Consider the following 20,320-nt stretch of genomic DNA (forward strand, 5'->3'; position numbering starts at 1 on the left):
ATCCGCCGCGCGCCCGCCGCCTTCGCGCCGGCCGCGAGCCGCCCAGCGCCAGCACCTGACCTGCTCGACGCCGCTGCCGATGACCTCTACCCATCCGACATCGACATCCTCGATGTGTTTTTCGATCAGTTCGGCCTGACGCCGGCCGAGGCCATCGACCGCCTAGCCAAGTTCGACTTTGCCACCGCGCGCGCCGGCCTGGTCGCCGAAGCCGCGTAACAGCCCGCCCACCACCTGGAGAAAACTATGAATACAGCAGTCGCAGCATCACAAATCACCCTGCAAGCCATCCAATCCTCGCAGATTGCCGCCATCGGACACTGCCCGGCTACCGAGACCCTGGCCGTGCAGTTCTTCCGCAAGGGCGCGCCGGCGGACGTGTACCACTACGCCAACGTCTCGGCCACCGAATACGCAGCTTTCGCCAGCGCCGAGTCCATCGGCAAGCACTTCTACGCGCACATCAAGCCGCATGCCGACAAGCACCCATACACGAACATGGGCACGCCGGTCGCCGAGCTGGCGCCAGTCAAGCTGAGCAAGGAACTGCTGGCCGGCCTGCTGACTGGCCGCGAATACGGCAAGGAAATGGCGAAGGAAGAAGAGCAACAGGCCAAGGTGGCCGGCCTGATCGTGATCTTTGGCGCCAGCGACGACTTGATGGAATTTCGCGGCTTTGTGAACGACGAGCGCGACGCACCGACGGTTGCGTTGATTGATGCCAAGGGCCTGCTGCCGTTCCGCGAGGATATCCAACACGACGACGATGTACTCAAGGACTATTTCGCCCGGGCGCCGCAGGTGCGCGCCGTAGATGCCCTGTGGGGTAAGGAAGAAGGCTACAGCTGGACTTACCGCACCGACGTGCCACACGCCACGTTCGAAATCGTTGAAGACGGCGAGCCATACTGCCGCGGCATCGTGATCGACGTTGCCGACCTGGGCGGTACGGCGTGACCGGCCGCCCGGCCCGCAAGTCCGCCGCGCAGCTTCAAGCGGCCTGCGACAAGTTCAACGCTTCGCACCAGGTTGGCGCCGCCGTCAGCGTCGAGCTGGATAGTGGCGAGGTCCGCGAGACGGTTACGACCAGCGCGGCGCAGGTGCTCAGCGGCCACACAGCAGTCATCTGGCTGGATGGCATTCGCGGCTGCTATGACCTGAAGCGCGTGACGGCTTTGAAGGCGGCAAAAGCATGAGCGCCGCCTGTTCCGAAGAACGGTTCCTGCGCGACGTAGCCAAGCACGAAATGACGGTGATCCGCGATGACGGCGTGCACCGCCACATCCGGTTCAAGCAGCTGGACAGCAGCAACATGTTCTTCGATCTGGTCACCTGGCCGGGTTTCCTGTGCTACAGCGGCGACATGGGCACCTACGTTTTCCAGCGCACGCAGGACATGTTTGGCTTCTTCCGCAAGAAAGGACGCCTGGACGGCATAGATCGGCGCTACTGGGCCGAGAAAATCGCGGCAGCCGATAACACCGGCGTGACAAGACACAGCCACGATGAGTTCACGTGCCAGATAAATGACTGGGTGGACCAGCAAGCAGAAGGCGACAAGCCGGGCGACGACGAGCCTGAGCAGCTTGTGCTGTGGGCTGCAGCCTATGCCGAGCTGCGCGCCGAGGTCGAGTCGGAGGTGCTGAGCGCGGACAGCAACGAGGTGCGATGCTTCGACGCCGCAAACGACTTCGCGCACGCCGGCGATGCCTGGAAGGCATTCCATGGCCCGGATGCAAAGTTCGAGTTCACCGATTTTTGGGAGGTCAATACGAAGGAATACACGCCCCGCTTCCTCTGGTGCTGCTACGCGTTGGCGTGGGGCATCGAGCAATACGACGCGGCCCAGCGGCTGGCGGCCGAGGCGGTGCCAGCATGACGGCGCGCCGCGCGGCGGGAGTTCCGCCATGACGAAGCAAACCTACTTCCTCGTGCACGACGAGGCGCGGCGCCGGGCGGTTGAATTCGCCAAGACCGCGCCGCCTGGCTGGATGGTGGTGTTTTCCGAGCCGAAGAAAAAGCGGGCCCAGGAAGAAAAGTATCACGCGATGATCGGCGAGATCGCCAAGCAGGTGGAGCACATTGGGCGCAAGTGGGATGCGGACGATATGAAGCGGCTGCTGGTGGACGAATTTGCCGACGAAATGCGCCTGGCCGGCACACCGCTGCACCACGACGGGCGAGTGACGCCCAGCTTCGACGGGCGCCGGATCGTGCAGTTGGGTGTCCAGACCAGCGACTTCTACGTGAAGGAAGCCGCACAGTTCATTGAATTTTTGTATGCCTTCGGTGCCGCGCGCGGCGTCGTGTTCTCAGAATAAGGAAGCGCCATGTTTTTCAAAAACCTCCAGATTTACCGCCTTCCCGCCCGTTGGGCCATGACGGCCGCCATGCTCGAGCAGGCGCTGGTGCCTCAGCAGTTCACGCCCGCCACCAGCATGGACCTGGTGCGCCAGGGCTGGGCCGCACCGCGCGGCGCCGGCGCGCCGCTGGTGCACGCCGTGGGCGGCCAGTTCCTGCTGCAGCTGAAAACCGAGAAGAAGCTGCTTCCGTCGACCGTGGTCAACCAAGTGGCCGCCGCCCGCGCGCTGGAAATGGAAGAAGCCCAGGGCTTCGCGCCCGGCAAGAAGGCCATGAAGGAATTGAAGGAGCGCGTCACCGACGAACTGCTGCCGCGCGCCTTCGCCATTCTCACCACCACGGCCGTGTGGATCGATCCGGTCAATGGCTGGCTGGTGGTGGACGCGGCCAGCCCGGCCAAGGCCGATGAAGTGATCAAGCTGCTGCTGAAATCCGTCGACAAGTTGCCGCTGGAAAGCCTACGCGTGCGGCGCTCGCCGGTCGGCGCCATGACTGAATGGCTGCAGGCGGACGAATCCCCTGCCGGCTTCACGGTCGACCAGGACGCGATCATGCGCGCCACGGGCGAGAGCAAGGCCCAAGTGGCGTACAAGCGCCACACCCTGGAAGCGGATGATATCCGCCGCCACATTGCCGCCGGCAAGCAGTGCACGCGCCTGGCCATGACCTGGAACGACAAGATTTCCTTCGTGCTGGACGAGAGCCTGGCAATCAAGTCGGTGAAAGCGCTGGACATACTGCGGGAATGTGCGATTGGCGAAGCGGCCGACGAACGCTTCGACAGCGACTTCACCTTGATGACCGGCGAGCTGGCCAAGATGCTGACCGACCTGGTAGAGGCGCTGGGCGGCGATGCCGACGCGGCGACGCCGTCGGCGAGCCCAGCTGTGGACGGCCAGCAGAAGGTCGAGCGCGCGGTGAACCTGACTGCTGATCTGTATAAGCTGCGCGCCCGTTACCGCGATGTCCTCAACGAACTGTATGACAGCACCGTGCAGCCGGCCGTTGCCCGTGTGCGCGAGCACATGGCGCAAACCGCCGAGGGCGCGATTAAATCGGCGCTGACGCTGGCCAAGGAACTGCCTGGCGGCTCGCAATCCGCCGACCTGCTGCTGGTAGCCGCCGTTGAGATCATGGAACCAAGCCCACGGCCAGCCAATGGCCACGAGCCCGTGCGCGAACAGCGCCCGGTGCTGTCGCTGAACGGCGAAGCGGCAGGCGCCGTGCCGCCCGGCGACGGCAGCGCGACCGATCCACTGTACGACCAGGCCGTCGAGGTGGTGCGCACAAACCAGCGCGCGTCGATCTCGCTGGTGCAGCGCCACCTGCGCATCGGCTACAACCGTGCGGCCCGGCTGATAGAGTCGATGGAGGCCGCCGGCGTGGTCAAGGGCACGCAAGGCGTCTATACGGTGGCGACGGTGACGGGAGCGGCAGCATGAGCGGCGTGCGCACCCCTGGCCTGCTTTTCGTTGCCGAAACGGGCCAGGATGACGGCTGTAGCCCTGAAACCGTGATCCGTGGAATGGGCGGCCGTGCTGGCGTTGCGGTCGCCATCGACTTCGGCGCGAACAATCCCGGCATGCGGGAGGCAAACGCGCAGCACCTGGTCGCCTGCTGGAATGCGCTCGATGGCCTGCCCGACGGCGCGCTCGATGGCGGCTGGAACGTGCGCAGCATGAGCGCCTACGCCAAAGGCCTGGAAGAAAAGCTGCGCGCGGCGAGCGCACTGCTCCTGGCGATCAAGAAGCTCGACGACAGCGATGGCATCACCGATCACGACGAAGGCATGCCTTGCACATCGGCCGAGTTCGATGAGGTGATGGTCGGTGTGCGCGAAGTCTTGAAAGGCAGCGCCACATGATCAACCGCCTTTACACCGTCAGCGCCACTCTGACGGCCGTCATCATGGCCACCAGCGAGCGCGAAGCCGAAATCCGCTTTAAGTCGGAATTTGGCGAGATCAAAGACCAGCCCATCGACGCGGTGGCCGACGAGGAAATTCGCACAGAGGACGACCTTCCGGACGACTGGACCGTCGATTGCCTACCGTATGGGCCGCGCGACAACGTGCTGACCATCGGCGAATTCCTGGACGTGCTGCCGCCGCTGGTGGTGCGCGATACCAAAACCGTCGATATGTTTGCGGCCGCGCCGGCCGCTGGAGAGAAAGCATGAAAGAGGGCCCTATCCTCATGAACGGCGCTATGGTACGCGCCGTGCTCGACGGCAGCAAGACACAAACACGGCGCGTTGTGAAGCTGCAGCGGCTCGCTGGCAATCACTTCTCGGGCGGTGCCGCCGGCGTTGAATTCGACGGATTCCGCATTCCGCGCGAAGGAGGCCCATCACCGGCGCGCTTCAGCGCCGAGGCGGCCGGTGGTGGCGCATACATCAGCGAGGAAATCCACTGTCCGCACGGCCAACCTGGTGACCGCTTATGGGTGCGCGAAACATGGTACTGCGACCACTTCGAGGTGCAGAAAGGTCCATACATGGAAGTGCCGGAGGCGCGTGATCTGCTGGTCTACCGTGCGGACGGTGAGCACCCATACGAGGCTGAGCAGCCAATATGGCGCCCATCCATTCACATGCCGCACTGGGCAAGCAGGATCCTACTGGAGATCGTATCGGTGCGCGTCGAGCGGCTGAACGACTGCAGCGACGCCGATGCACGCGCCGAGGGGACGCCTGGCGGCCATGGTGTCATCCCGAGCTATAACTACAATGCGACGCCGAGCGAGCACTACAGCCACATGTGGGAAGCTATCAACGGCGCCGGCAGCTGGGCAGCCAACCCGTGGGTGTGGGTGATCGAGTTCGAGCGGGTGGCGCCATGAAGCCGCTGCTTGCCTATGAGGTGCGCGAGCCTGGTGAGGGCCATTGCGTCATCGCTTTTGCCACCAACAATGCTACAGCGCGGCGCGAGGGCGGGAACGAATTGGACTGCTCGTTCAACGAAGTCGAATCCTGCAACCGCCGCCCGCAGTTCGATCAGTACGCTCCCGGCCCGGTACCGAAGACCGTGCTGATTAAGCATGGCTGGTGGTTCGAGTGCCATCACTGCAGCCGGCGCGTCAACGGCGACATGCCGCAAGAAGTCGAGGGTGAAGGAGAAGAGCACGAGCACCTGGAAGTTGTCACTGAAGGCGATGCCGTCTACTGCAGCCACAGCTGCGTGATGGTGGAGTTTGTCGAGCGGCGCGCGCAAAAGTCAGCACAGGCGGCCTTGATCGAGTTCTTTTCGGTTAAGTATCCAGACTGCAAGATCGGCAGCATCTGGGTAAGCCGCGCGCCGCTGCAGGGGCGTGACAGGCTTGGACATGCCCAGGCGCTCCTCTACTTCCGGTTTCCAGGGGCGCAGCACGACGCCACCTTTACGTTCGGCGAAGACTGTATGCGCATCTCGCCTGATGACAGGCCAGCCTTCTACGCCTGGCGCGACATCAAGATGCCCCCCACGGAGGCAACATGACCGACAACGACAAATTGCCGAACAGCGAGCGCAGTGCCTGCGCCGCGCGCGTGGCGGCGGCCCTGATCCTGATTTACGTGGCGGCGACCCTGGCGGGCGTCCTGGCCTCGACGACCTGAAAGGTGGAAATGACAAACTTTATTGAATGGGCGCCGGTCGTGCGCGATGCCGAAGGGTGGTATAGACATCCTGATATGCCAGATTTCGATGAAGATCAAGAGGCGGAATATCACGCGTGGCTCGCTGCCCAGGGTCTGGACACTACCTACGCCAGCCTGGAATCCGAGGATGATACGCACCCAGCCCATATTGCCTACTTCGACCAGGCTGGAACGGACGTCTCCGACTGGAACCCGGCGCCACCTGCTGGTGATGGCTGGTTCACGCTCTCCATTCACGACTCCGAAGATGGCCCGTACTGGGTGTGGGGCCGTCGCGAGCAGGCAGCGCAATGAGCAGCCGCAACCCAGCGCCAGCGCCGGAAACCCCTGCCGAGGCGGCATACAAGCTGGACCGGGCCGTGCTGCGCGCGATCCACACCTGCCAGCCCGTGCTGTTCGAGGGCAAGCAGCACCAGCTGCGCGCCATGGGCGCCCAAGTGCTGGGCGGCGGCGTGTCGTCCGTGATCTACCTGATGGGCGACGCGACACCGCGCCAGCCCGGCGATATAACCTTTGTGGAGCAAGCAGAATGATCGACCTATTAGACCTTGTCCGCAGCATTGCCGCCGCCGCGGCGCGCGCTGCCGAAAACAAGCACTACCCCTCCCCCTGCAGCCAAGGCTCGCCACTGCTGGCCAGCGTGCGCCAGGCCTGCGTAGAGCGCGGCTATACCGGCGATGGCCTGGCCGTTTCGGGCATGGCTGCCCCGTCGGAGCAGCCCGCCGCCGTGCCGGATGGTTGGAAGCTGGTGCCGGCAGAGCCAAATGACGCGATGCAAGCCGCTGGCGCGCAGGCGATACGGATTGACACCACGGCGCTCAATAAAATCTGGACCGGTAATGCTGTGTTCCGCGCCATGCTCGCGGCGGCGCCGGCCGGCCCAGCAATGCAGGACGAGGCAAAACCACAAGCCGTTCTTTACGCAGCGCTAGATCTGAATAGCCGCGTCGTCTACAGCCACGAGAACCTGGAAAACGTGGAAATGAACAGCGGGTACATCAAGACGCCAACGCAAGTTGTTGGCTTGGCCGCTATTGCCGTCCATAAGGCGGACGGGAGCGCGCCATGAACATGAGCGAGCACGACGTGGTGGCCAGGATGGTTGCCGCAATCGAGCGTGCGCACCAGCCCCTTACCTGGGTAAAGCTGGAGCGCTACGTCGAAATATCAGGCGATTCCGTCGATTCCGTGCAGGCCCGCCGCAAGGCAGGCAAATGGCTCGACGGCAATCAATGCAAAATTGTGGATGGCCGGCTGTGGATCAACCTGCCGGCAGTAGAAGAATGGGTAGCAAAATGGGAACAAACAAGTCCAGCCCGCCAGGCGTCGAACTCCGGTCGGGCGTCCAAAGCGAATCGATCCGCATAAAATTTATGTACCGGGGCACCGAGTGCAGGGAAACGCTGAAGCTCGCGCACAGCAAGGCAAACATCAAATACGCCGAGCGGCTGCGCGGCGAGATCCTGAACGCGATTGCGCTGGGCAATTTCAACTATGCCAAGTATTTTCCAGAATCGACGCAGCTGAAGAAGTTCGGCTTGCAACCCCGGGCCAAGGATGTAACCGTTGGCGATCTGCTTGAAAAGCAATTCGCCATCTACGAGCGTATCCTCGCGCCCAGCACGTTGAAAAGCTACAAGCGCGTGCTCAACAAAATTCTGATGGGGCAATGGGGCGATACCCTGCTCACCGACCTTACGCCGGCCGCGCTGCGCACGTGGATTGTCGATCTGTCCCTGAAGGCAACCTCGGTTCGGCAAATTCTCATCCCCTTGCGCGGCGCGCTCGAGCTTGCAATAAACGACGACCTGATCGAAAGCAATCCGCTGGACCGCGTCAAATTGCAAAAAACGCTAGACCGCGACGCGTATAAGGCTGAATACGAAGTGGACCCGTTCTCAGCGCAGGAGATTGCCGCAATCCTCGGGGCCGCCCAGGGCCAGGCCAGGAACGTCTTTCAATTTGCCTTCTACACGGGCATGCGCCCGAGCGAATACATCGCGCTGCGCTGGGAATCGATCGATTGGACCGGATTCAAGGCGAAGGTGGAGCGTTCGCGCGTGATGGGTGAGTCGCGAGAGGAGCTGAAGACACGCGCCGGGCGCCGCCTGGTCGACCTGCGGCGCAGTGCCGTCGAGGCGCTGGTTGCGCAGAAACAACATAGCTTCCTCGCTGGCGGCCTGGTGTTCCTTGATCCGGCCACCGGCCAAGGCTGGGACAACACGCAGCGCCTGAGCCTCTTCTGGGCGGCAATGATCAAGAAGGCCCAGGTCCGCTACCGGAATCCGTATCAAACAAGGCACACGTTCGCGTCGACCCTGCTCTCGACGGGAGCCAACGCGATGTACGTGGCGAAGCAAATGGGGCATACCGATACGACGATGATCACGAGAACTTACGGACGCTGGGTTGAGCAGGAAGGCGGTGTGTTGCCTGATCAATACTGCAAAATGACAGATGGGCTAAAGGCAGGAATCGCTTAGATTTTCGCCCACGTTTCGCCCATGCATAATGAGAAATGGCTGTAACCCGCATGGATACTTGCTTGCGAAGAATAAAAGCAAGTTATACAGAAAAACCGGCCCTCCGTCCTTGCAGCATAGAAAAGATATTTGGAAATAGCAAAAAAATGTCCCGCCAGGTCAGGCCGCCAGCCGCATCCTTGTCCGCCTATTGCTCCCAACCCTGACCCGTCACGCCTTGGCTGGCTTGCCGCTGGCACGTCGCCGGCGCGCCTCTTTCGGGTCAGCCTGCAGCGGCCGGTACACCTCGATGCGGTCATACTCGCGCAAAACGGTATCGAGGGGCTTCTTCTTGCCATAGATGCCGACTACATTCACGGCCAGGTCGATGCCGGGGATTTCCTGCAGCAAGCCGCTCTGCTCCACCGCCTGCCCGATGGTCGTGCCCGCAGGCACCGTCAGGGCGCGCAGGAAGCTGCTGTCCGGCAAGGCGTGGCAAACCTGCACCTGGATGCGGGGTGTATTGGCCTCAGCCATACACAGTCTCCGCACGCTTGCAGAAGGAATCGACCATGCTGTTGGCGATCATGCCGAAGACGGGGCCGATGATCTGCTCCAGGACGCGGCTGGAAAACTCGTAGTGCAGATCCAGTTCGATCTTGCAGGCGTCCTCGCGCAGGGCCTTGAAAGTCCACACGCCATCGAGGGTCTTGAAAGGACCGTCCACCAGCTTCATCTTGATGGAGCTCGGCGGCACGTTCTCGTTGGACGTGGTGAAGCTTTGGCGCACGCCGTGGTACTGTATGCCCACGCTGGCGACGACCGTGTTCTCGCCGCGCTCGCGTATCTCGACCGCACCGCACCACGGCAGAAATTTGGGATAATCTTCCACCGCCGCCACCAGCGCGAACATTTGTTCGGCGCTATAGCCGAGAAAAACTGATTTATGTACTACTGCCATTGAAGAACCATTTGCTATGATGTTGGATACATTTGATTTTATCGCGCTTGCGCGAGACAGTAGTTTAACCGACCCGCGCACATTTACCATCTCATGACCATAGCAGACAACAGAAAAGCCTTCCACGACTACTTTATCGAGGATCGCTACGAAGCGGGCATCGTGCTGGAAGGCTGGGAAGTCAAAGCCATCCGCGACGCCCGCGTACAAATCAAGGAAGCCTACGTTGTCGTCCGCGGCGACGAGCTGTTCCTGTTCGGCGCGCACATCAGCGCCCTGCCGACCGCCTCCACCCATATCCACCCGGAAGCCGTGCGCACGCGCAAGCTGCTGCTGCACCGGGCGGAAATGGATAAACTGATCGGCAAGGTCGAGCGCTCGGGCTACACGCTGGTGCCATTGAACCTGCATTACAAAGGCGGCCGCGTGAAATGCGAAATCGGCCTGGCCAAGGGCAAGAAACAGCACGACAAGCGGGCCGCCGAACGCGACCGCGACGGCGCGCGCGAAGTCCAGGCGGCAATGAAGTCTCACCGCCGTTAATCACGGACGGCAGGCACGCATGCGTGCGCCAGCAATACAAAAACCCGGCCATATGCCGGGTTTTATTTTTGGCTATGGCCAATCACGCGCAGGCAAATAAGGCGCGGCGCATGCGCTCAAACAGAATGCAAAATATATAAGGCGAAAGCAGACAGTGGCATTATCAAAAAAGCCAAATAGATATACTGGGAAGAATTGCGGCTGGCCAGGCAGGCCAAAGACGTTCAGATAAACAAAGTTCCGGATGCTTGTATGCTGCTCACTACCACACCTGCCACTGCACAGGACAAGCATCCGAATGAATGGTCGATTAAACCTTCAGCAGATCACGCGACTTGCCCGAATCAGTCCATTCCTTGACCCATTTCGGTTGACGGCCACGGCCAGTCCATTGCTGCGTCGGATCATCAGGATTGCGATAGCGTACGGCCACGGTACCGGTTTTAGCGCGGATGCCCGTACCCACCAGGTCTTTAACGGAAACACCAACGCTTTGGGCGATTGCCAGGATTTGCTCGCGCGCCTTGGACAGATCGTCCTGTTCGCGTTTTTTCATTTGCTTCTTGATGTCATCCTGCAAGGTACGCAGTTCGGACAGGGATAAGCTGGACAGATCCATGATATTTCCTTTGTGTGAGTTGAAAAATATAACTGAACAGTTAAATTCTATCCAATTGTAACGCGGCTGAGGTGATTTTTCTTGAATTTTGATTGTTTTTTACAATTCTTTTACCCAAAAACCTACTTTTGCTGGCCTTGAAACGATGCCGCGCAGGTGATGCGGCACGCGGTCAGGTCGCCCATGCCACCGCTGGTTCTGTTCACAATTCAATTGCGGTGCCAGGTGCAGTATTTATTCTGCAGCACTTCTCGTTTCATTGCAATTTATAGTAATAATAAATTGCAATTCAAAAAATACATGGGAGCAATGCTATCGTAGCCGTTTATCAATCACAAACAAACCTCAATAACCACTGCATTCTTTCGCAGCCGCAACCGGCACACTCAGCGAGCTCAACTTTATAAAAAAACAGGCGTTTCATCCAAGCTTAATATCCAAAGCACGCACAGCATAACATAAACATAAAATAGTCTCCGCACAGCATTGCGGCAGGATAGGCCCGCATGACACCACAACATAAACATGCACCGCCCAATGCAAACTGCCCGCTATAAAGCGGGCAGGCATTCGCATCCAGTTACTACACAGTTACTATGGTTTAACTAGTCCAGCCCATACTCAGGGAAGCGCCACGCCGCCCTTCGGCTTCTGGGTTTTCACTACCTGCATCGCTGTCGCGATCAAGCCGCTCATGTCGCCCAGATTGGCCGGTACGATAATCGAGTTATTGGTTTTCGCCAATTGCGCGAACGCGCCCACATACTGTTCTGCAACTTTCAAGTTGACCGCATCTTCGCCACCCGGCTCGCGAATGGCGGCGCCCACCTGGCGCAGCGCTTCGGCACTGGCTTGCGCCAAGGCCACGATGGCGGTGGCTTGCCCTTCAGCACGGTTGATGGAAGCCTGCTTCTCGCCTTCCGAGCGTGCAATCGCCGCTTCGCGCTCGCCGCTGGCAATATTGATCTGCTCCTGCTTGCGCCCTTCCGAGGCAGCGATCAAGGCACGCTTTTCCCGTTCCGCCGTAATTTGCGCCTGCATCGCATGCAGAATTTCCTTAGGCGGCGTCAAATCCTTGATTTCATAACGCAATACCTTCACGCCCCAATTCGCCGCTGATTCATCGATGGCATTCACGATAGCCGTATTGATATGGTCGCGCTCTTCAAATGTCTTGTCGAGTTCCATCTTGCCGATCACCGAGCGCAAGGTGGTTTGCGCCAATTGCGTGATGGCGGCAATATAGTTCGAGGAACCATACGAAGCGCGCATCGCGTCCGTGATCTGGAAATACAGGATACCGTCCACCTGCAATTGCGTATTGTCACGCGTAATGCAGACTTGCGGCGGCACATCGAGCGGGATTTCCTTGAGCACGTGCTTGTAAGCAATGCGGTCAACAAAAGGCACGACAATATTCAAGCCGGGACCCAGTACCGCGTGGAATTTTCCCAGGCGCTCGACGACCCAGGCGTGCTGTTGCGGCACGACATTGACCGTCTTGAAGACAAAAACCAATGCCAGCAATAACAAGATAAGCGATACGCTTCCGATGCTTACTTCCATAATCTACTCTCCAGGTTATCCAACAATCAAACGACTACCGCGCACGGCGCGTATGGTGTAATGGCCAGCTTGCGTATCGCCGCCGGGTGCCAATTCCACATCCCACAAGGCGCCACGATACATGACCCGCGCCACGCCATCGACCCAGTGCGACACTGCCACGTTCTGGCCGATATCCAGATTCACATTCGGATCCTGCGCCGCGTCGCGCCGTGCCGCCTTGCCAAAACGGCTGCGCCGCAATAACAGGGTAGCCGCCACGCCGACTATCGCCGCCGTCAAGGCCTGCCAGCTGCCATTTCCACCAGCCAGCGCCACCAGCCCACCGGCACTGATACCGATGGCTATCATCAGCAAATAAAACGTGCCCGTAAACAGTTCCAGGATTAATACCGCGCCAGCTGCCACGAACCAGCCTACCCATTCAGCCATGATGCCTCCATCTTTTGAATCTGAAAATAAAAAACCCCGCAGCCTATATAAGCGACGGGGTTTGATGCGCAACACTGCCTGATATTATTCCTGCCATACACCTATATACAAGCAGTCTAACGCAATTCCTGATGGCGTCAATAGCCTGGGGCGAATTAGCCCTTCCAGGCCAGGCGTTTATTCTTCCAGCAAGCTGCGCAGCATCCACGCGGTTTTTTCGTGCAAGTCCAGACGCTGCGTGATCAGGTCGGCCGTCGGCTGGTCATTGGCCTTTTCCAGCAGCGGGAACAAACGGCGCGCCGTGCGCGCGGTCGCTTCCTGTGCCGCCACCAGATGGCTGACCATGTCCAGCGCCGGCGGCACGCCGTCGATTTCCTTGATCGAAGCGAGCTTGACGAATTCCTTGTAGGTGCCCGGCGCCGGGTAGCCGAGCGCGCGGATGCGCTCGGCGATCAGGTCCAGCGCGCCCCACTGCTCCGTGTATTGCGTCATGAACATCAGGTGCAGGGTGTTGAACATCGGCCCCTTGACGTTCCAGTGAAAATTATGGGTCATCAGGTACAAGGTGTAGCTGTCGGCCAGCAGGCCGGACAGGCCTTCCGCGATCTTCGCGCGGTCCGCTTCGGAAATGCCGATGTCGATCTTTGCAGCTTTGGTCGGTTTCTTGCTTGCCATGTGAACTCCCGTTTCAATGTATTGGTCAAATCATTTTAGCTGATCTGGCGCAAACCCATCGCATGCAGGCGTGCGCGCCACGCTTATCTTCGCCCGGCTCAAAACAGGCATAAAAAAACCCGCTGCCAGGTTCGCTGGCAGCGGGTTTTACTAGGCATGGAAACGGCTTACGCTTTCAGCGCGGCCAGTTTCTGCCAGGTGTCGATGACCGAATCAGGATTCAGCGACATCGATTCGATGCCCTGCTCCATCAGCCAGACGGCGAAGTCAGGGTGGTCCGAAGGACCCTGGCCGCAGATGCCGATGTACTTGCCGCGTGCCAGGCAGGCCTTGATGGCCAGGGCCAGCAGGGCTTTCACGGCAGGATCGCGCTCGTCGAAGTCGGCGGCCAGCAATTCCATGCCCGAATCGCGGTCCAGGCCCAGGGTCAGCTGGGTCAGGTCGTTCGAGCCGATCGAGAAGCCGTCGAAATGGTCAAGGAACTGGTCGGCCAGGATGGCGTTCGACGGCACTTCGCACATCATGATGACGCGCAGGTCGTTCTCGCCGCGCTTCAGGCCATTCTTTGCCAGCAGGTCGATGACTTTCTCGGCCTGGCCCAGGGTACGCACGAATGGCACCATGATTTCCACGTTGGTCAGGCCCATGTCATTGCGCACGCGCTTCATCGCTTCGCATTCCATGTTGAACGCTTCGGAGAAGTCGGCCGACAGGTAGCGCGCCGCGCCGCGGAAGCCCAGCATTGGGTTTTCCTCGTCCGGCTCGTAACGCGAACCGCCAATCAGCTTCTTGTACTCGTTCGACTTGAAGTCCGACAGGCGCACGATGACTTTCTTCGGCCAGAACGCGGCGGCGATGGTGGCAATGCCTTCGGCCAGCTTGTCGATGTAGAACGCTTTCGGCGAGGCGTGGCCGCGCGCCACCGATTCCACGGCCTTTTTCAGGTCGGCATCGATGTTCGGGTATTCCAGGATCGCGCGCGGATGCACACCAATATTGTTATTGATGATGAATTCCAGGCGCGCCAGGCCCACGCCGGCGTTCGGCACGGACTGGAAATCAAAGGCCAGCTGCGGGTTGCCCACGTTGAGCATGATCTTGGTGTCGAGCTTGGGCAATTCGCCGCGCGACACTTCCGATACTTCCGTTTCCAGCAAGCCATCGTAGATCTTGCCTTCGTCGCCTTCGGAGCACACGACGGTGACGAAGGTGCCATCTTTCAGCACGTCGGTCGCGTCGCCGCAGCCGACGACGGCCGGCACGCCCAGCTCACGCGCGATGATCGCCGCGTGGCAAGTACGGCCGCCACGGTTGGTGACGATGGCCGAAGCACGCTTCATGACCGGTTCCCAGTTCGGGTCCGTCATGTCGGCAACCAGCACGTCGCCCGGCTGCACGCGTTCCATGTCGGCCGGGTCGTGAATCACGCGCACGGGACCGGCGCCAATCTTCTGGCCGATGGCGCGGCCGGACGTCAGCACGGTGCCCGTGCTTTTCAGCTTGAAGCGCTCTTGCACATCGGTCGCCTTTTGCTGCGACTTGACGGTTTCAGGACGCGCCTGCAGGATGTACAGCTTGCCGTCGCGGCCATCCTTGCCCCACTCGATGTCCATCGGACGGCCGTAGTGGTTTTCAATGATGACGGCGTATTTCGCCAGCTCCACCACTTCGCTGTCGTTCAGCGAGTAGCGGTTGCGCATTTCGACGGGCACGTCGACGGTTTTTACGGAGCGGCCAGCTTTCGCTTCATTGGTGAATTCCATCTTCAGTAGCTTCGAGCCGATATTGCGGCGGATCACGGGCGACTTGCCCTTTTCCAGCATCGGCTTGTGCACATAGAATTCGTCGGGATTGACGGCGCCCTGCACCACGGTTTCGCCCAGGCCATAGCTGGAGGTGACGAAAACCACGTCCTTGAAGCCCGATTCCGTATCGATGGTAAACATCACGCCGGCAGCGCCCAGGTCGGAGCGCACCATGCGCTGCACGCCGGCCGACAAGGCCACTTCAGCGTGCGTAAAGCCTTTATGTACGCGATACGAGATGGCGCGGTCGTTATACAGCGATGCGAACACCTGTTTCATGGCGTCGAGCACGTTGTCGATGCCGACCACGTTGAGGAAGGTTTCTTGCTGACCAGCAAAAGAGGCATCCGGCAAATCTTCCGCCGTGGCCGAGGAGCGCACGGCAAACGACATTTCCGTGTCGGAATCGGCCACCAGCTTGGCGTAGAACTGGTCGATTTCAGCGGCCAGGCGCGGCTGGAACGGCGTTTCCACGATCCATTGCCGGATCTCGGCACCGGCTTGCGCCAGCGAGCGCACGTCGTCGATGTCCAGCCCTTCAAGGCGCTGGGCGATGCGTTCGGCCAGCGGCAAGCCGCCATTGGCGCTATACGACAGGAAATCGCGGAACGCCTGCGCCGTGGTGGCAAAGCCACCGGGCACGCGCACGCCGGCTTCCGCCAACTGGCTGATCATTTCGCCCAGGGAGGCGTTCTTGCCGCCGACGGATTCGACATCCGTCATGCGCAAATGCTCGAACGAGGCAACATACACCGCGTCCTTGTCTTCCTGCTGTTGCGATACTGCGTTGGTCATAATGACACCCTTACTGATGATAGAAATCTTTACGCGCGGCGCACAGACTGTCTTCTTGTTATTCTTGGCGTCGTGCAGCACAATCATACCGTTACAGCCATTTTACCTTGTGCGGCGCAAATTGACGACGCACAATCTCGATCCGAAGACCCATGACACAAGAACCACGCCCTCCCCTGCCCCCTGCGGCCCGCACTGTTTTCTTCGTTTCTGACGGTACCGGCATCACCGCCGAAACCTTCGGCCATTCCGTGCTGACACAATTCGAGCTGCGCTTCCGCCAGATCCGCCTGCCCTTCATCGATACCATGGACAAGGCCCATGACGCGGCGCGCAAGATCAACGAAGCCTTCGCCACCGACGGCCAGAAGCCCATCATCTTCTCGACCCTGGTGAAAAGCGACCTGTCGGCCGTGATCCGCAAGTCCAGCGGCATGCACATGGACCTGATCCAGACCTTCGTCGCCCCGCTGGAGCAGGAGCTGGGCGTGATGTCGACGCATACCATCGGCCGCTCGCACAACATCGTCGACAGCGAGGAATACAAGAACCGCATCGAGGCGATCAACTATTCGCTGGCGCACGATGATGGCCAGTCGCACAAGAATCTGTCGTCGGCCGATGTCATTCTGGTGGGCGTGTCGCGCTCTGGCAAGACCCCGACCAGCCTGTACCTGGCCATGCAGTACGGCATCAAGGCGGCCAATTATCCGCTGATACCCGATGATTTCGAGCGCGACAAGCTGCCGACGGCGCTGTACGAATTTAAGAATAAAATTTTTGGATTGAGCATTACGCCCGAACGTTTGTCGGAAATACGCAACGAAAGACGGGCTGGAAGCAAGTATGCGGCGATTGAAAACTGCCGTTACGAAGTCAACGAGGCGGAAAAGATGATGAAACGCGAGGGTATCCGCTGGCTGTCCTCGACCACCAAGTCGATCGAAGAGATCTCCACGACGATCTTGCAGGAGATCAAGCCGAACCGCCGCGAGTACTAGTTGGCACGGGGTCAGACCCGGCGGGTCTGACCCCGGTACGGCCAGGCGCCTATTGCAGGCCCTGCCGCACCTGCTCGAAGAAGCATACGGCGGCGCAGGCGGCCACGTTCAGCGATTCGATCTGGCCGAGGTGGGGAATGACCACCTGGTGCGTGGCCATCGACAACAAATCGTCAGCGACGCCCTGCCCTTCATGGCCGAACAGCCAGGCCACGGGCTGGCGCAGGTCGACATCGTACAGGCGCTGCGTGGCGTAGCCGCTGGTGGCCAGGGTCGCCACCTTGGCGCCGGCAACGAGCGCCGCCAGATCCACATTTTCAAAGATATCGAGCACGAAGTGCGCACCCATGGCCGCGCGCAGCACTTTCGGCGACCAGCAGAATGCCGTGCCGGCGCTGCAATACACCTGCGTGATGCCGGCGGCGGCCGCGCTGCGCAAAATAGAGCCGACGTTGCCCGGATCCTGCAGGTTATCGAGCAGCACGGCCGAGACGCTGACGGGCGCCGTGACGGCCCGTTCCGGCGTCCCGATGAGGAACATCACGCCGACGCCGTGTTCGACCTGGCTCACGGCGTGGTACAGCGCATCGGGCAAACCCAGCACGTGCGCGCGCTGGCTTTCGAGCTGGCCGACGATGTCCGCCACTTCCGGATTCTGCAAGGCGCTTTCGCTGACGATGCACTGCTCCGGCATGCCACGCAGCTGCAAGTAGGACTGGCACAGGTGCACGCCATCGAGCAAGGTGCGGCCTGACTTGCGGCGCGCCTGCGAACTGCCCGCCAGTTTCAGCAGGTCCTTGTACTGCGCGTTGTCGCGCGAGGTGATCGTCTTCATGCCGCCACCTCCTGTCCGCCAAACAGGGCGATCACGTTACGTACGGGCGCGAACGAGCGGCGATGCACGGGCGAGGCGCCGTGCAGGTGCAGGCGTTCCAGGTGCAGCTTGGTGCCGTAGCCCTTGTGCTGGTCGAAGCAGTATTCAGGATACGCCGCGTGCAGGTGCACGAGGGCGGCGTCGCGTGCCGTCTTGGCCAGGATCGAGGCGGCGGAAATGGAGTCGACCTTGTCGTCGCCACCGATGATCGCCATGCCGCGTACCGGCATCACGGGGCAGCGGTTGCCATCGATCAGGGCCAGGGTCGGTACGGTCGCCAGCGCCTCGACGGCGCGGCGCATGGCCAGCATCGACGCCTGCAGGATATTCAGGCTGTCGATCTCCTCTTCCGACGCTTCGGCGATGGCCCAGGCCAGGGCCTTGGCCTTGATCTGCGGCGCCAGCAAGTCGCGTTTGGCTTCAGTGAGTTTCTTCGAGTCGCGCAAGCCGTCGATTGGCTGGTTCGGGTCGAGGATCACGGCAGCGGCGAAGACGGGGCCGGCCAGCGGACCGCGCCCTGCCTCGTCGACGCCACAGACGATTTCATCGAGCGAGAATGGCAAGTCGTCAAACAGGCCGGGATAGATATTTTTCACGTTAAATCTTTGGTTGGTACTGCGGTTGAAGCGGTGAGCGGAACTACTTGCGGTTGGCGGCGATAACTTGCATCACCGCGTTGGCGCTCTCGCGCGCGCTGTCGCGCAGCAGGCTGTGGTGCATGTCCGTGAAGCGCTGCACCAGGCGCAAGCGCCCTGGCACGTCGCTCAGCTGCTGCCACATGGCTTCGGCCAGCGCTTCGGGGCTGGCCGCGTTTTGCAGCAGCTCGGGCACCAGATAGTCGCGCGCCAGGATGTTGGGCAAGCCAATCCACGGCTGGTAGCCCATGTGGCGCATGATTTCCCACGAGGCGCGCATCATCTTGTAGGCAATGACCATCGGCTTCTTGTATAGCGCCACTTCCAGCGAAGCCGTGCCGGATGCCACCAGCACCGCATCGGCGGCGCAGATGGCCGTATGCGAGCCGCCATCGGTAAGCAGGATCTCGACGTCCTGCAAGCCAGCTTGCGCGATCAGCTGCAGGAAGTACTGGCGCTGTTTTTCGCCGGCCATGGGCGCGACGAATTTCAGCGAACGGTCGCGCGCCAGCAGCAGCTTGCAGGCGCTGACAAAGGCCACCGTATTGTATTTGAGCTCACCCATGCGGCTGCCCGGCATCAGGGTCACGACGTTGGCATCTTCCGGCAAGCCCAAGGTACGGCGCGCGGCCGCCTCGTCAGGCTGCACGGGAATCATCTCGGCCAGCGGATGGCCGACATACGTGACGGGCACGCCAGCCTTGCGGTAGATCTCTTCCTCGAAAGGGAAGATTACCAGCATGTGCGAGACAGCCTTGATGATTTTCTTGATGCGTCCACCGCGCCAGGCCCAGATCTGCGGCCCGATGTAATGCACGGTGGGGATGCCGCCTTCCTTCAGCTGCTGTTCCAGCCCCAGGTTGAAGCCGGGATAGTCGGCGCCGATGAAGACGGCGGGACGCTCGGCCAGCAGCTGGTCGCGCAGCGCGTTCTGGATACCCTTGATTTCGCGGTAGCGGGGAATGATCTCGAACAGGCCGCGCACCGTCAGCTTGTCCAGCGGCCAGTCGGAAACAAAACCCTGCCTGGCCATGTGCTCGCCGCCGATGCCATGGAAACGCGCACCGGGCAGCTGCGGCACCAGGCCGGACAGCAGCCGGCTGGCCAGCAGGTCGCCCGACACCTCGCCGGCGACGATGGCGACCGACAGGCCGCCTGCCTGGTCAGCGGACGATGCCACGCGACGCCACGCCCAGGAATTCGCGCATGGCGCGAATGTGTTCGGCCACCTCGGGCGAGGAAGCCTGCTCTTCTTCGAACAGCGCCGCCTTGGCCTCATCGAGGGTCAGGCCCGAGCGGTAGATCAGTTTATAGGCGGTGCGGATGCCGTTGATCTGCTCGCGCGTGAAACCGCGCCGTTTCAGGCCCTCGATATTCACGCCATGCGCCTGCGCCGGATTGCCGCTCAGCAGCACGAACGGCGGCACGTCCTGCGTCAGGCTGGTGCTCATGCCGACGAAGGCATGCGCGCCGATCTTGCAGAACTGGTGCACATTGGCGAAACCGCTCATGATGACCCAGTCGCCGATCTCCACGTGGCCCGCCAGCTGCGCGTTGTTCGAAAAGATGGTGTTGTTGCCCACCAGGCAGTCGTGCGCGAGGTGGACATACGCCGAAATCCAGTTGTCATTGCCCAGGCGCGTCACGCCGCCGCCCTGCACCGTGCCGGTGTTGAAGGTGCAAAATTCGCGGATGGTGTTGCGGTCGCCGATGTCCAGGCGCGTCGCCTCGCCTGCCCATTTTTTATCCTGCGGCTGCGCGCCGATGGAAGAAAACTGGAACAGGTGATTGTCCGTGCCGATCGTCGTGTGACCGTCGATCACCACGTGCGGGCCGACTTTGGTGCCGGCGCCGATGCGCACGTGCGGGCCAATGATGGAATACGGACCGACTTCGACCGAGCTGTCCAGCTCGGCCTTCGGGTCGATCACTGCCGTGGAGTGGATGGCCGCCAT

The 20,320-nt window shown here is 60.9% G+C and carries 29 protein-coding genes and 1 pseudogene; 19 read left to right on the top strand and 11 right to left on the bottom strand.

The genetic code is table 11. From position 1 onward, the window contains the following. The 17 genes and pseudogenes from JaAD80_RS30610 to JaAD80_RS08810 form a co-directional block, all read left to right on the top strand. On the top strand, positions 1–219 hold a 219-nt coding region (locus tag JaAD80_RS30610; RefSeq protein ID WP_180979351.1), incomplete at its 5' end, for a hypothetical protein. Positions 220–246: 27 nt separating this feature from the next. Next, positions 247–957, top strand: coding sequence for a KTSC domain-containing protein (locus JaAD80_RS31190; protein ID WP_219726801.1), 711 nt, complete (start codon positions 247–249; stop codon positions 955–957). Next, positions 954–1,196 carry a hypothetical protein gene (locus JaAD80_RS08750; RefSeq protein WP_102293826.1) on the top strand — a complete coding sequence of 81 codons (243 nt, stop codon included), beginning with the start codon at positions 954–956 and terminating at the stop codon, positions 1,194–1,196. Before JaAD80_RS31190 ends, JaAD80_RS08750 begins: the two co-directional genes overlap by 4 nt. Then, positions 1,193–1,879, top strand: coding sequence for a hypothetical protein (locus tag JaAD80_RS08755; RefSeq protein WP_102293827.1), 687 nt, complete (start codon positions 1,193–1,195; stop codon positions 1,877–1,879). The genes JaAD80_RS08750 and JaAD80_RS08755 overlap by 4 nt, the downstream gene beginning before the upstream one ends. 28 nt (positions 1,880–1,907) lie before the next feature. Beyond that, positions 1,908–2,321, top strand: coding sequence for a recombination protein NinB (locus JaAD80_RS08760; RefSeq protein ID WP_099376061.1), 414 nt, complete (start codon positions 1,908–1,910; stop codon positions 2,319–2,321). 9 nt (positions 2,322–2,330) lie between these two features. Further along, positions 2,331–3,224, top strand: a pseudogene (locus JaAD80_RS08765) (recombination-associated protein RdgC); the annotation flags it as partial. A 270-nt stretch (positions 3,225–3,494) separates the two neighbouring features. Next, entirely contained in the window at positions 3,495–3,803 is a 309-nt protein-coding gene (locus JaAD80_RS31840; protein ID WP_308410574.1) for a DNA translocase FtsK, read from the top strand. Next, positions 3,800–4,225, top strand: a complete 426-nt coding sequence (locus JaAD80_RS08770; protein WP_102293829.1) for a hypothetical protein — start codon at positions 3,800–3,802, stop codon at positions 4,223–4,225. The genes JaAD80_RS31840 and JaAD80_RS08770 overlap by 4 nt, the downstream gene beginning before the upstream one ends. Continuing rightward, positions 4,222–4,539, top strand: a complete 318-nt coding sequence (locus JaAD80_RS08775) for a hypothetical protein (RefSeq protein ID WP_102293830.1) — start codon at positions 4,222–4,224, stop codon at positions 4,537–4,539. Before JaAD80_RS08770 ends, JaAD80_RS08775 begins: the two co-directional genes overlap by 4 nt. Then, the gene (locus tag JaAD80_RS08780; protein WP_102293831.1) at positions 4,536–5,201 is read left to right on the top strand and encodes a hypothetical protein; all 666 of its coding nucleotides are present in this window, start codon (positions 4,536–4,538) and stop codon (positions 5,199–5,201) included. Before JaAD80_RS08775 ends, JaAD80_RS08780 begins: the two co-directional genes overlap by 4 nt. Continuing rightward, complete coding sequence (locus JaAD80_RS08785) at positions 5,198–5,836, top strand: hypothetical protein (RefSeq protein ID WP_102293832.1); 639 nt, start codon at positions 5,198–5,200, stop codon at positions 5,834–5,836. The genes JaAD80_RS08780 and JaAD80_RS08785 overlap by 4 nt, the downstream gene beginning before the upstream one ends. After that, positions 5,833–5,955, top strand: coding sequence for a hypothetical protein (locus JaAD80_RS31425; RefSeq protein ID WP_258002882.1), 123 nt, complete (start codon positions 5,833–5,835; stop codon positions 5,953–5,955). The genes JaAD80_RS08785 and JaAD80_RS31425 overlap by 4 nt, the downstream gene beginning before the upstream one ends. A gap of 9 nt (positions 5,956–5,964) precedes the next feature. Next, positions 5,965–6,291, top strand: coding sequence for a hypothetical protein (locus JaAD80_RS08790; RefSeq protein WP_102293833.1), 327 nt, complete (start codon positions 5,965–5,967; stop codon positions 6,289–6,291). Continuing rightward, the gene (locus tag JaAD80_RS08795) at positions 6,288–6,530 is read left to right on the top strand and encodes a hypothetical protein (protein ID WP_102293834.1); all 243 of its coding nucleotides are present in this window, start codon (positions 6,288–6,290) and stop codon (positions 6,528–6,530) included. The genes JaAD80_RS08790 and JaAD80_RS08795 overlap by 4 nt, the downstream gene beginning before the upstream one ends. Further along, positions 6,527–7,066, top strand: coding sequence for a hypothetical protein (locus tag JaAD80_RS08800; RefSeq protein WP_102293835.1), 540 nt, complete (start codon positions 6,527–6,529; stop codon positions 7,064–7,066). The genes JaAD80_RS08795 and JaAD80_RS08800 overlap by 4 nt, the downstream gene beginning before the upstream one ends. After that, entirely contained in the window at positions 7,063–7,365 is a 303-nt protein-coding gene (locus tag JaAD80_RS08805) for a hypothetical protein (RefSeq protein WP_219726802.1), read from the top strand. The genes JaAD80_RS08800 and JaAD80_RS08805 overlap by 4 nt, the downstream gene beginning before the upstream one ends. A 5-nt stretch (positions 7,366–7,370) precedes the next feature. Then, entirely contained in the window at positions 7,371–8,480 is a 1,110-nt protein-coding gene (locus JaAD80_RS08810) for a tyrosine-type recombinase/integrase (protein WP_258002883.1), read from the top strand. 210 nt (positions 8,481–8,690) lie between these two features. Here JaAD80_RS08810 and JaAD80_RS08815 read toward each other — a convergent pair whose 3' ends face one another. Together JaAD80_RS08815 and JaAD80_RS08820 are read right to left on the bottom strand one after the other, a co-directional pair. Further along, positions 8,691–8,996, bottom strand: coding sequence for an RnfH family protein (locus tag JaAD80_RS08815; protein WP_102293837.1), 306 nt, complete (start codon positions 8,994–8,996; stop codon positions 8,691–8,693). Then, positions 8,989–9,420, bottom strand: coding sequence for a type II toxin-antitoxin system RatA family toxin (locus tag JaAD80_RS08820; RefSeq protein WP_102293838.1), 432 nt, complete (start codon positions 9,418–9,420; stop codon positions 8,989–8,991). Before JaAD80_RS08820 ends, JaAD80_RS08815 begins: the two co-directional genes overlap by 8 nt. A 93-nt stretch (positions 9,421–9,513) precedes the next feature. Here JaAD80_RS08820 and smpB point away from each other — a divergent pair, with 93 nt between their 5' ends. Further along, the gene (gene smpB, locus JaAD80_RS08825) at positions 9,514–9,963 is read left to right on the top strand and encodes an SsrA-binding protein SmpB (protein WP_034784131.1); all 450 of its coding nucleotides are present in this window, start codon (positions 9,514–9,516) and stop codon (positions 9,961–9,963) included. Between the two features lie 310 nt (positions 9,964–10,273). On the opposite strand, the gene JaAD80_RS08830 is transcribed toward smpB, so the two are convergent. From JaAD80_RS08830 to ppsA, 5 genes are all read right to left on the bottom strand, one after another. Continuing rightward, positions 10,274–10,582, bottom strand: coding sequence for an H-NS family nucleoid-associated regulatory protein (locus JaAD80_RS08830; protein WP_076569808.1), 309 nt, complete (start codon positions 10,580–10,582; stop codon positions 10,274–10,276). Between the two features lie 621 nt (positions 10,583–11,203). After that, entirely contained in the window at positions 11,204–12,148 is a 945-nt protein-coding gene (locus JaAD80_RS08835) for an SPFH domain-containing protein (protein ID WP_102293839.1), read from the bottom strand. 15 nt (positions 12,149–12,163) lie between these two features. Next, positions 12,164–12,580, bottom strand: coding sequence for an NfeD family protein (locus JaAD80_RS08840; RefSeq protein ID WP_102293840.1), 417 nt, complete (start codon positions 12,578–12,580; stop codon positions 12,164–12,166). A 177-nt stretch (positions 12,581–12,757) separates the two neighbouring features. Next, the gene (locus JaAD80_RS08845; RefSeq protein ID WP_071324012.1) at positions 12,758–13,255 is read right to left on the bottom strand and encodes a Dps family protein; all 498 of its coding nucleotides are present in this window, start codon (positions 13,253–13,255) and stop codon (positions 12,758–12,760) included. Between the two features lie 167 nt (positions 13,256–13,422). Beyond that, the gene (gene ppsA, locus JaAD80_RS08850) at positions 13,423–15,855 is read right to left on the bottom strand and encodes a phosphoenolpyruvate synthase (protein ID WP_046685533.1); all 2,433 of its coding nucleotides are present in this window, start codon (positions 15,853–15,855) and stop codon (positions 13,423–13,425) included. 152 nt (positions 15,856–16,007) lie between these two features. On the opposite strand from ppsA, the gene JaAD80_RS08855 reads away from it, so the two are divergent. Beyond that, positions 16,008–16,856: a pyruvate, water dikinase regulatory protein gene (locus JaAD80_RS08855; protein WP_102293841.1), complete on the top strand. Its 849-nt coding sequence runs from the start codon at positions 16,008–16,010 to the stop codon at positions 16,854–16,856. Between the two features lie 49 nt (positions 16,857–16,905). Here the strand turns inward: JaAD80_RS08855 and JaAD80_RS08860 are convergent, their stop codons facing one another. From JaAD80_RS08860 to lpxA, 4 genes are read right to left on the bottom strand one after another with little or no spacing between them, the layout of a single operon-like run. Continuing rightward, on the bottom strand, positions 16,906–17,691 hold the full coding sequence (locus JaAD80_RS08860) for an RNA methyltransferase (protein ID WP_102293842.1): 786 nt from the start codon (positions 17,689–17,691) through the stop codon (positions 16,906–16,908). Beyond that, a complete protein-coding gene (rnhB, locus tag JaAD80_RS08865) occupies positions 17,688–18,326 on the bottom strand; it encodes a ribonuclease HII (protein ID WP_102293843.1) in 639 nt (212 codons plus the stop codon). Before rnhB ends, JaAD80_RS08860 begins: the two co-directional genes overlap by 4 nt. A 43-nt stretch (positions 18,327–18,369) precedes the next feature. Continuing rightward, positions 18,370–19,545: a lipid-A-disaccharide synthase gene (gene lpxB / locus JaAD80_RS08870; RefSeq protein ID WP_102293844.1), complete on the bottom strand. Its 1,176-nt coding sequence runs from the start codon at positions 19,543–19,545 to the stop codon at positions 18,370–18,372. Then, a complete protein-coding gene (lpxA, locus tag JaAD80_RS08875) occupies positions 19,529–20,320 on the bottom strand; it encodes an acyl-ACP--UDP-N-acetylglucosamine O-acyltransferase (RefSeq protein WP_102293845.1) in 792 nt (263 codons plus the stop codon). The genes lpxB and lpxA overlap by 17 nt, the downstream gene beginning before the upstream one ends.

This window comes from Janthinobacterium sp. AD80 (genome assembly GCF_002878455.1).
Classification (GTDB): domain Bacteria; phylum Pseudomonadota; class Gammaproteobacteria; order Burkholderiales; family Burkholderiaceae_D; genus Janthinobacterium.

Bases quoted from the DNA above. Each gene is read 5' to 3' on its own strand.
- JaAD80_RS31190 (WP_219726801.1), top strand. From the start codon at position 247: ATGAATACAGCAGTCGCAGCATCACAAATCACCCTGCAAGCCATCCAA.
- JaAD80_RS08755 (WP_102293827.1), top strand. From the start codon at position 1,193: ATGAGCGCCGCCTGTTCCGAAGAACGGTTCCTGCGCGACGTAGCCAAG.
- JaAD80_RS08760 (WP_099376061.1), top strand. From the start codon at position 1,908: ATGACGAAGCAAACCTACTTCCTCGTGCACGACGAGGCGCGGCGCCGG.
- JaAD80_RS31840 (WP_308410574.1), top strand. From the start codon at position 3,495: ATGGAACCAAGCCCACGGCCAGCCAATGGCCACGAGCCCGTGCGCGAA.
- JaAD80_RS08770 (WP_102293829.1), top strand. From the start codon at position 3,800: ATGAGCGGCGTGCGCACCCCTGGCCTGCTTTTCGTTGCCGAAACGGGC.
- JaAD80_RS08775 (WP_102293830.1), top strand. From the start codon at position 4,222: ATGATCAACCGCCTTTACACCGTCAGCGCCACTCTGACGGCCGTCATC.
- JaAD80_RS08780 (WP_102293831.1), top strand. From the start codon at position 4,536: ATGAAAGAGGGCCCTATCCTCATGAACGGCGCTATGGTACGCGCCGTG.
- JaAD80_RS08785 (WP_102293832.1), top strand. From the start codon at position 5,198: ATGAAGCCGCTGCTTGCCTATGAGGTGCGCGAGCCTGGTGAGGGCCAT.
- JaAD80_RS31425 (WP_258002882.1), top strand. From the start codon at position 5,833: ATGACCGACAACGACAAATTGCCGAACAGCGAGCGCAGTGCCTGCGCC.
- JaAD80_RS08790 (WP_102293833.1), top strand. From the start codon at position 5,965: ATGACAAACTTTATTGAATGGGCGCCGGTCGTGCGCGATGCCGAAGGG.
- JaAD80_RS08795 (WP_102293834.1), top strand. From the start codon at position 6,288: ATGAGCAGCCGCAACCCAGCGCCAGCGCCGGAAACCCCTGCCGAGGCG.
- JaAD80_RS08800 (WP_102293835.1), top strand. From the start codon at position 6,527: ATGATCGACCTATTAGACCTTGTCCGCAGCATTGCCGCCGCCGCGGCG.
- JaAD80_RS08805 (WP_219726802.1), top strand. From the start codon at position 7,063: ATGAACATGAGCGAGCACGACGTGGTGGCCAGGATGGTTGCCGCAATC.
- JaAD80_RS08810 (WP_258002883.1), top strand. From the start codon at position 7,371: ATGTACCGGGGCACCGAGTGCAGGGAAACGCTGAAGCTCGCGCACAGC.
- JaAD80_RS08815 (WP_102293837.1), bottom strand. From the start codon at position 8,996: ATGGCTGAGGCCAATACACCCCGCATCCAGGTGCAGGTTTGCCACGCC.
- JaAD80_RS08820 (WP_102293838.1), bottom strand. From the start codon at position 9,420: ATGGCAGTAGTACATAAATCAGTTTTTCTCGGCTATAGCGCCGAACAA.
- smpB (WP_034784131.1), top strand. From the start codon at position 9,514: ATGACCATAGCAGACAACAGAAAAGCCTTCCACGACTACTTTATCGAG.
- JaAD80_RS08830 (WP_076569808.1), bottom strand. From the start codon at position 10,582: ATGGATCTGTCCAGCTTATCCCTGTCCGAACTGCGTACCTTGCAGGAT.
- JaAD80_RS08835 (WP_102293839.1), bottom strand. From the start codon at position 12,148: ATGGAAGTAAGCATCGGAAGCGTATCGCTTATCTTGTTATTGCTGGCA.
- JaAD80_RS08840 (WP_102293840.1), bottom strand. From the start codon at position 12,580: ATGGCTGAATGGGTAGGCTGGTTCGTGGCAGCTGGCGCGGTATTAATC.
- JaAD80_RS08845 (WP_071324012.1), bottom strand. From the start codon at position 13,255: ATGGCAAGCAAGAAACCGACCAAAGCTGCAAAGATCGACATCGGCATT.
- ppsA (WP_046685533.1), bottom strand. From the start codon at position 15,855: ATGACCAACGCAGTATCGCAACAGCAGGAAGACAAGGACGCGGTGTAT.
- JaAD80_RS08855 (WP_102293841.1), top strand. From the start codon at position 16,008: ATGACACAAGAACCACGCCCTCCCCTGCCCCCTGCGGCCCGCACTGTT.
- JaAD80_RS08860 (WP_102293842.1), bottom strand. From the start codon at position 17,691: ATGAAGACGATCACCTCGCGCGACAACGCGCAGTACAAGGACCTGCTG.
- lpxA (WP_102293845.1), bottom strand. From the start codon at position 20,320: ATGGCGGCCATCCACTCCACGGCAGTGATCGACCCGAAGGCCGAGCTG.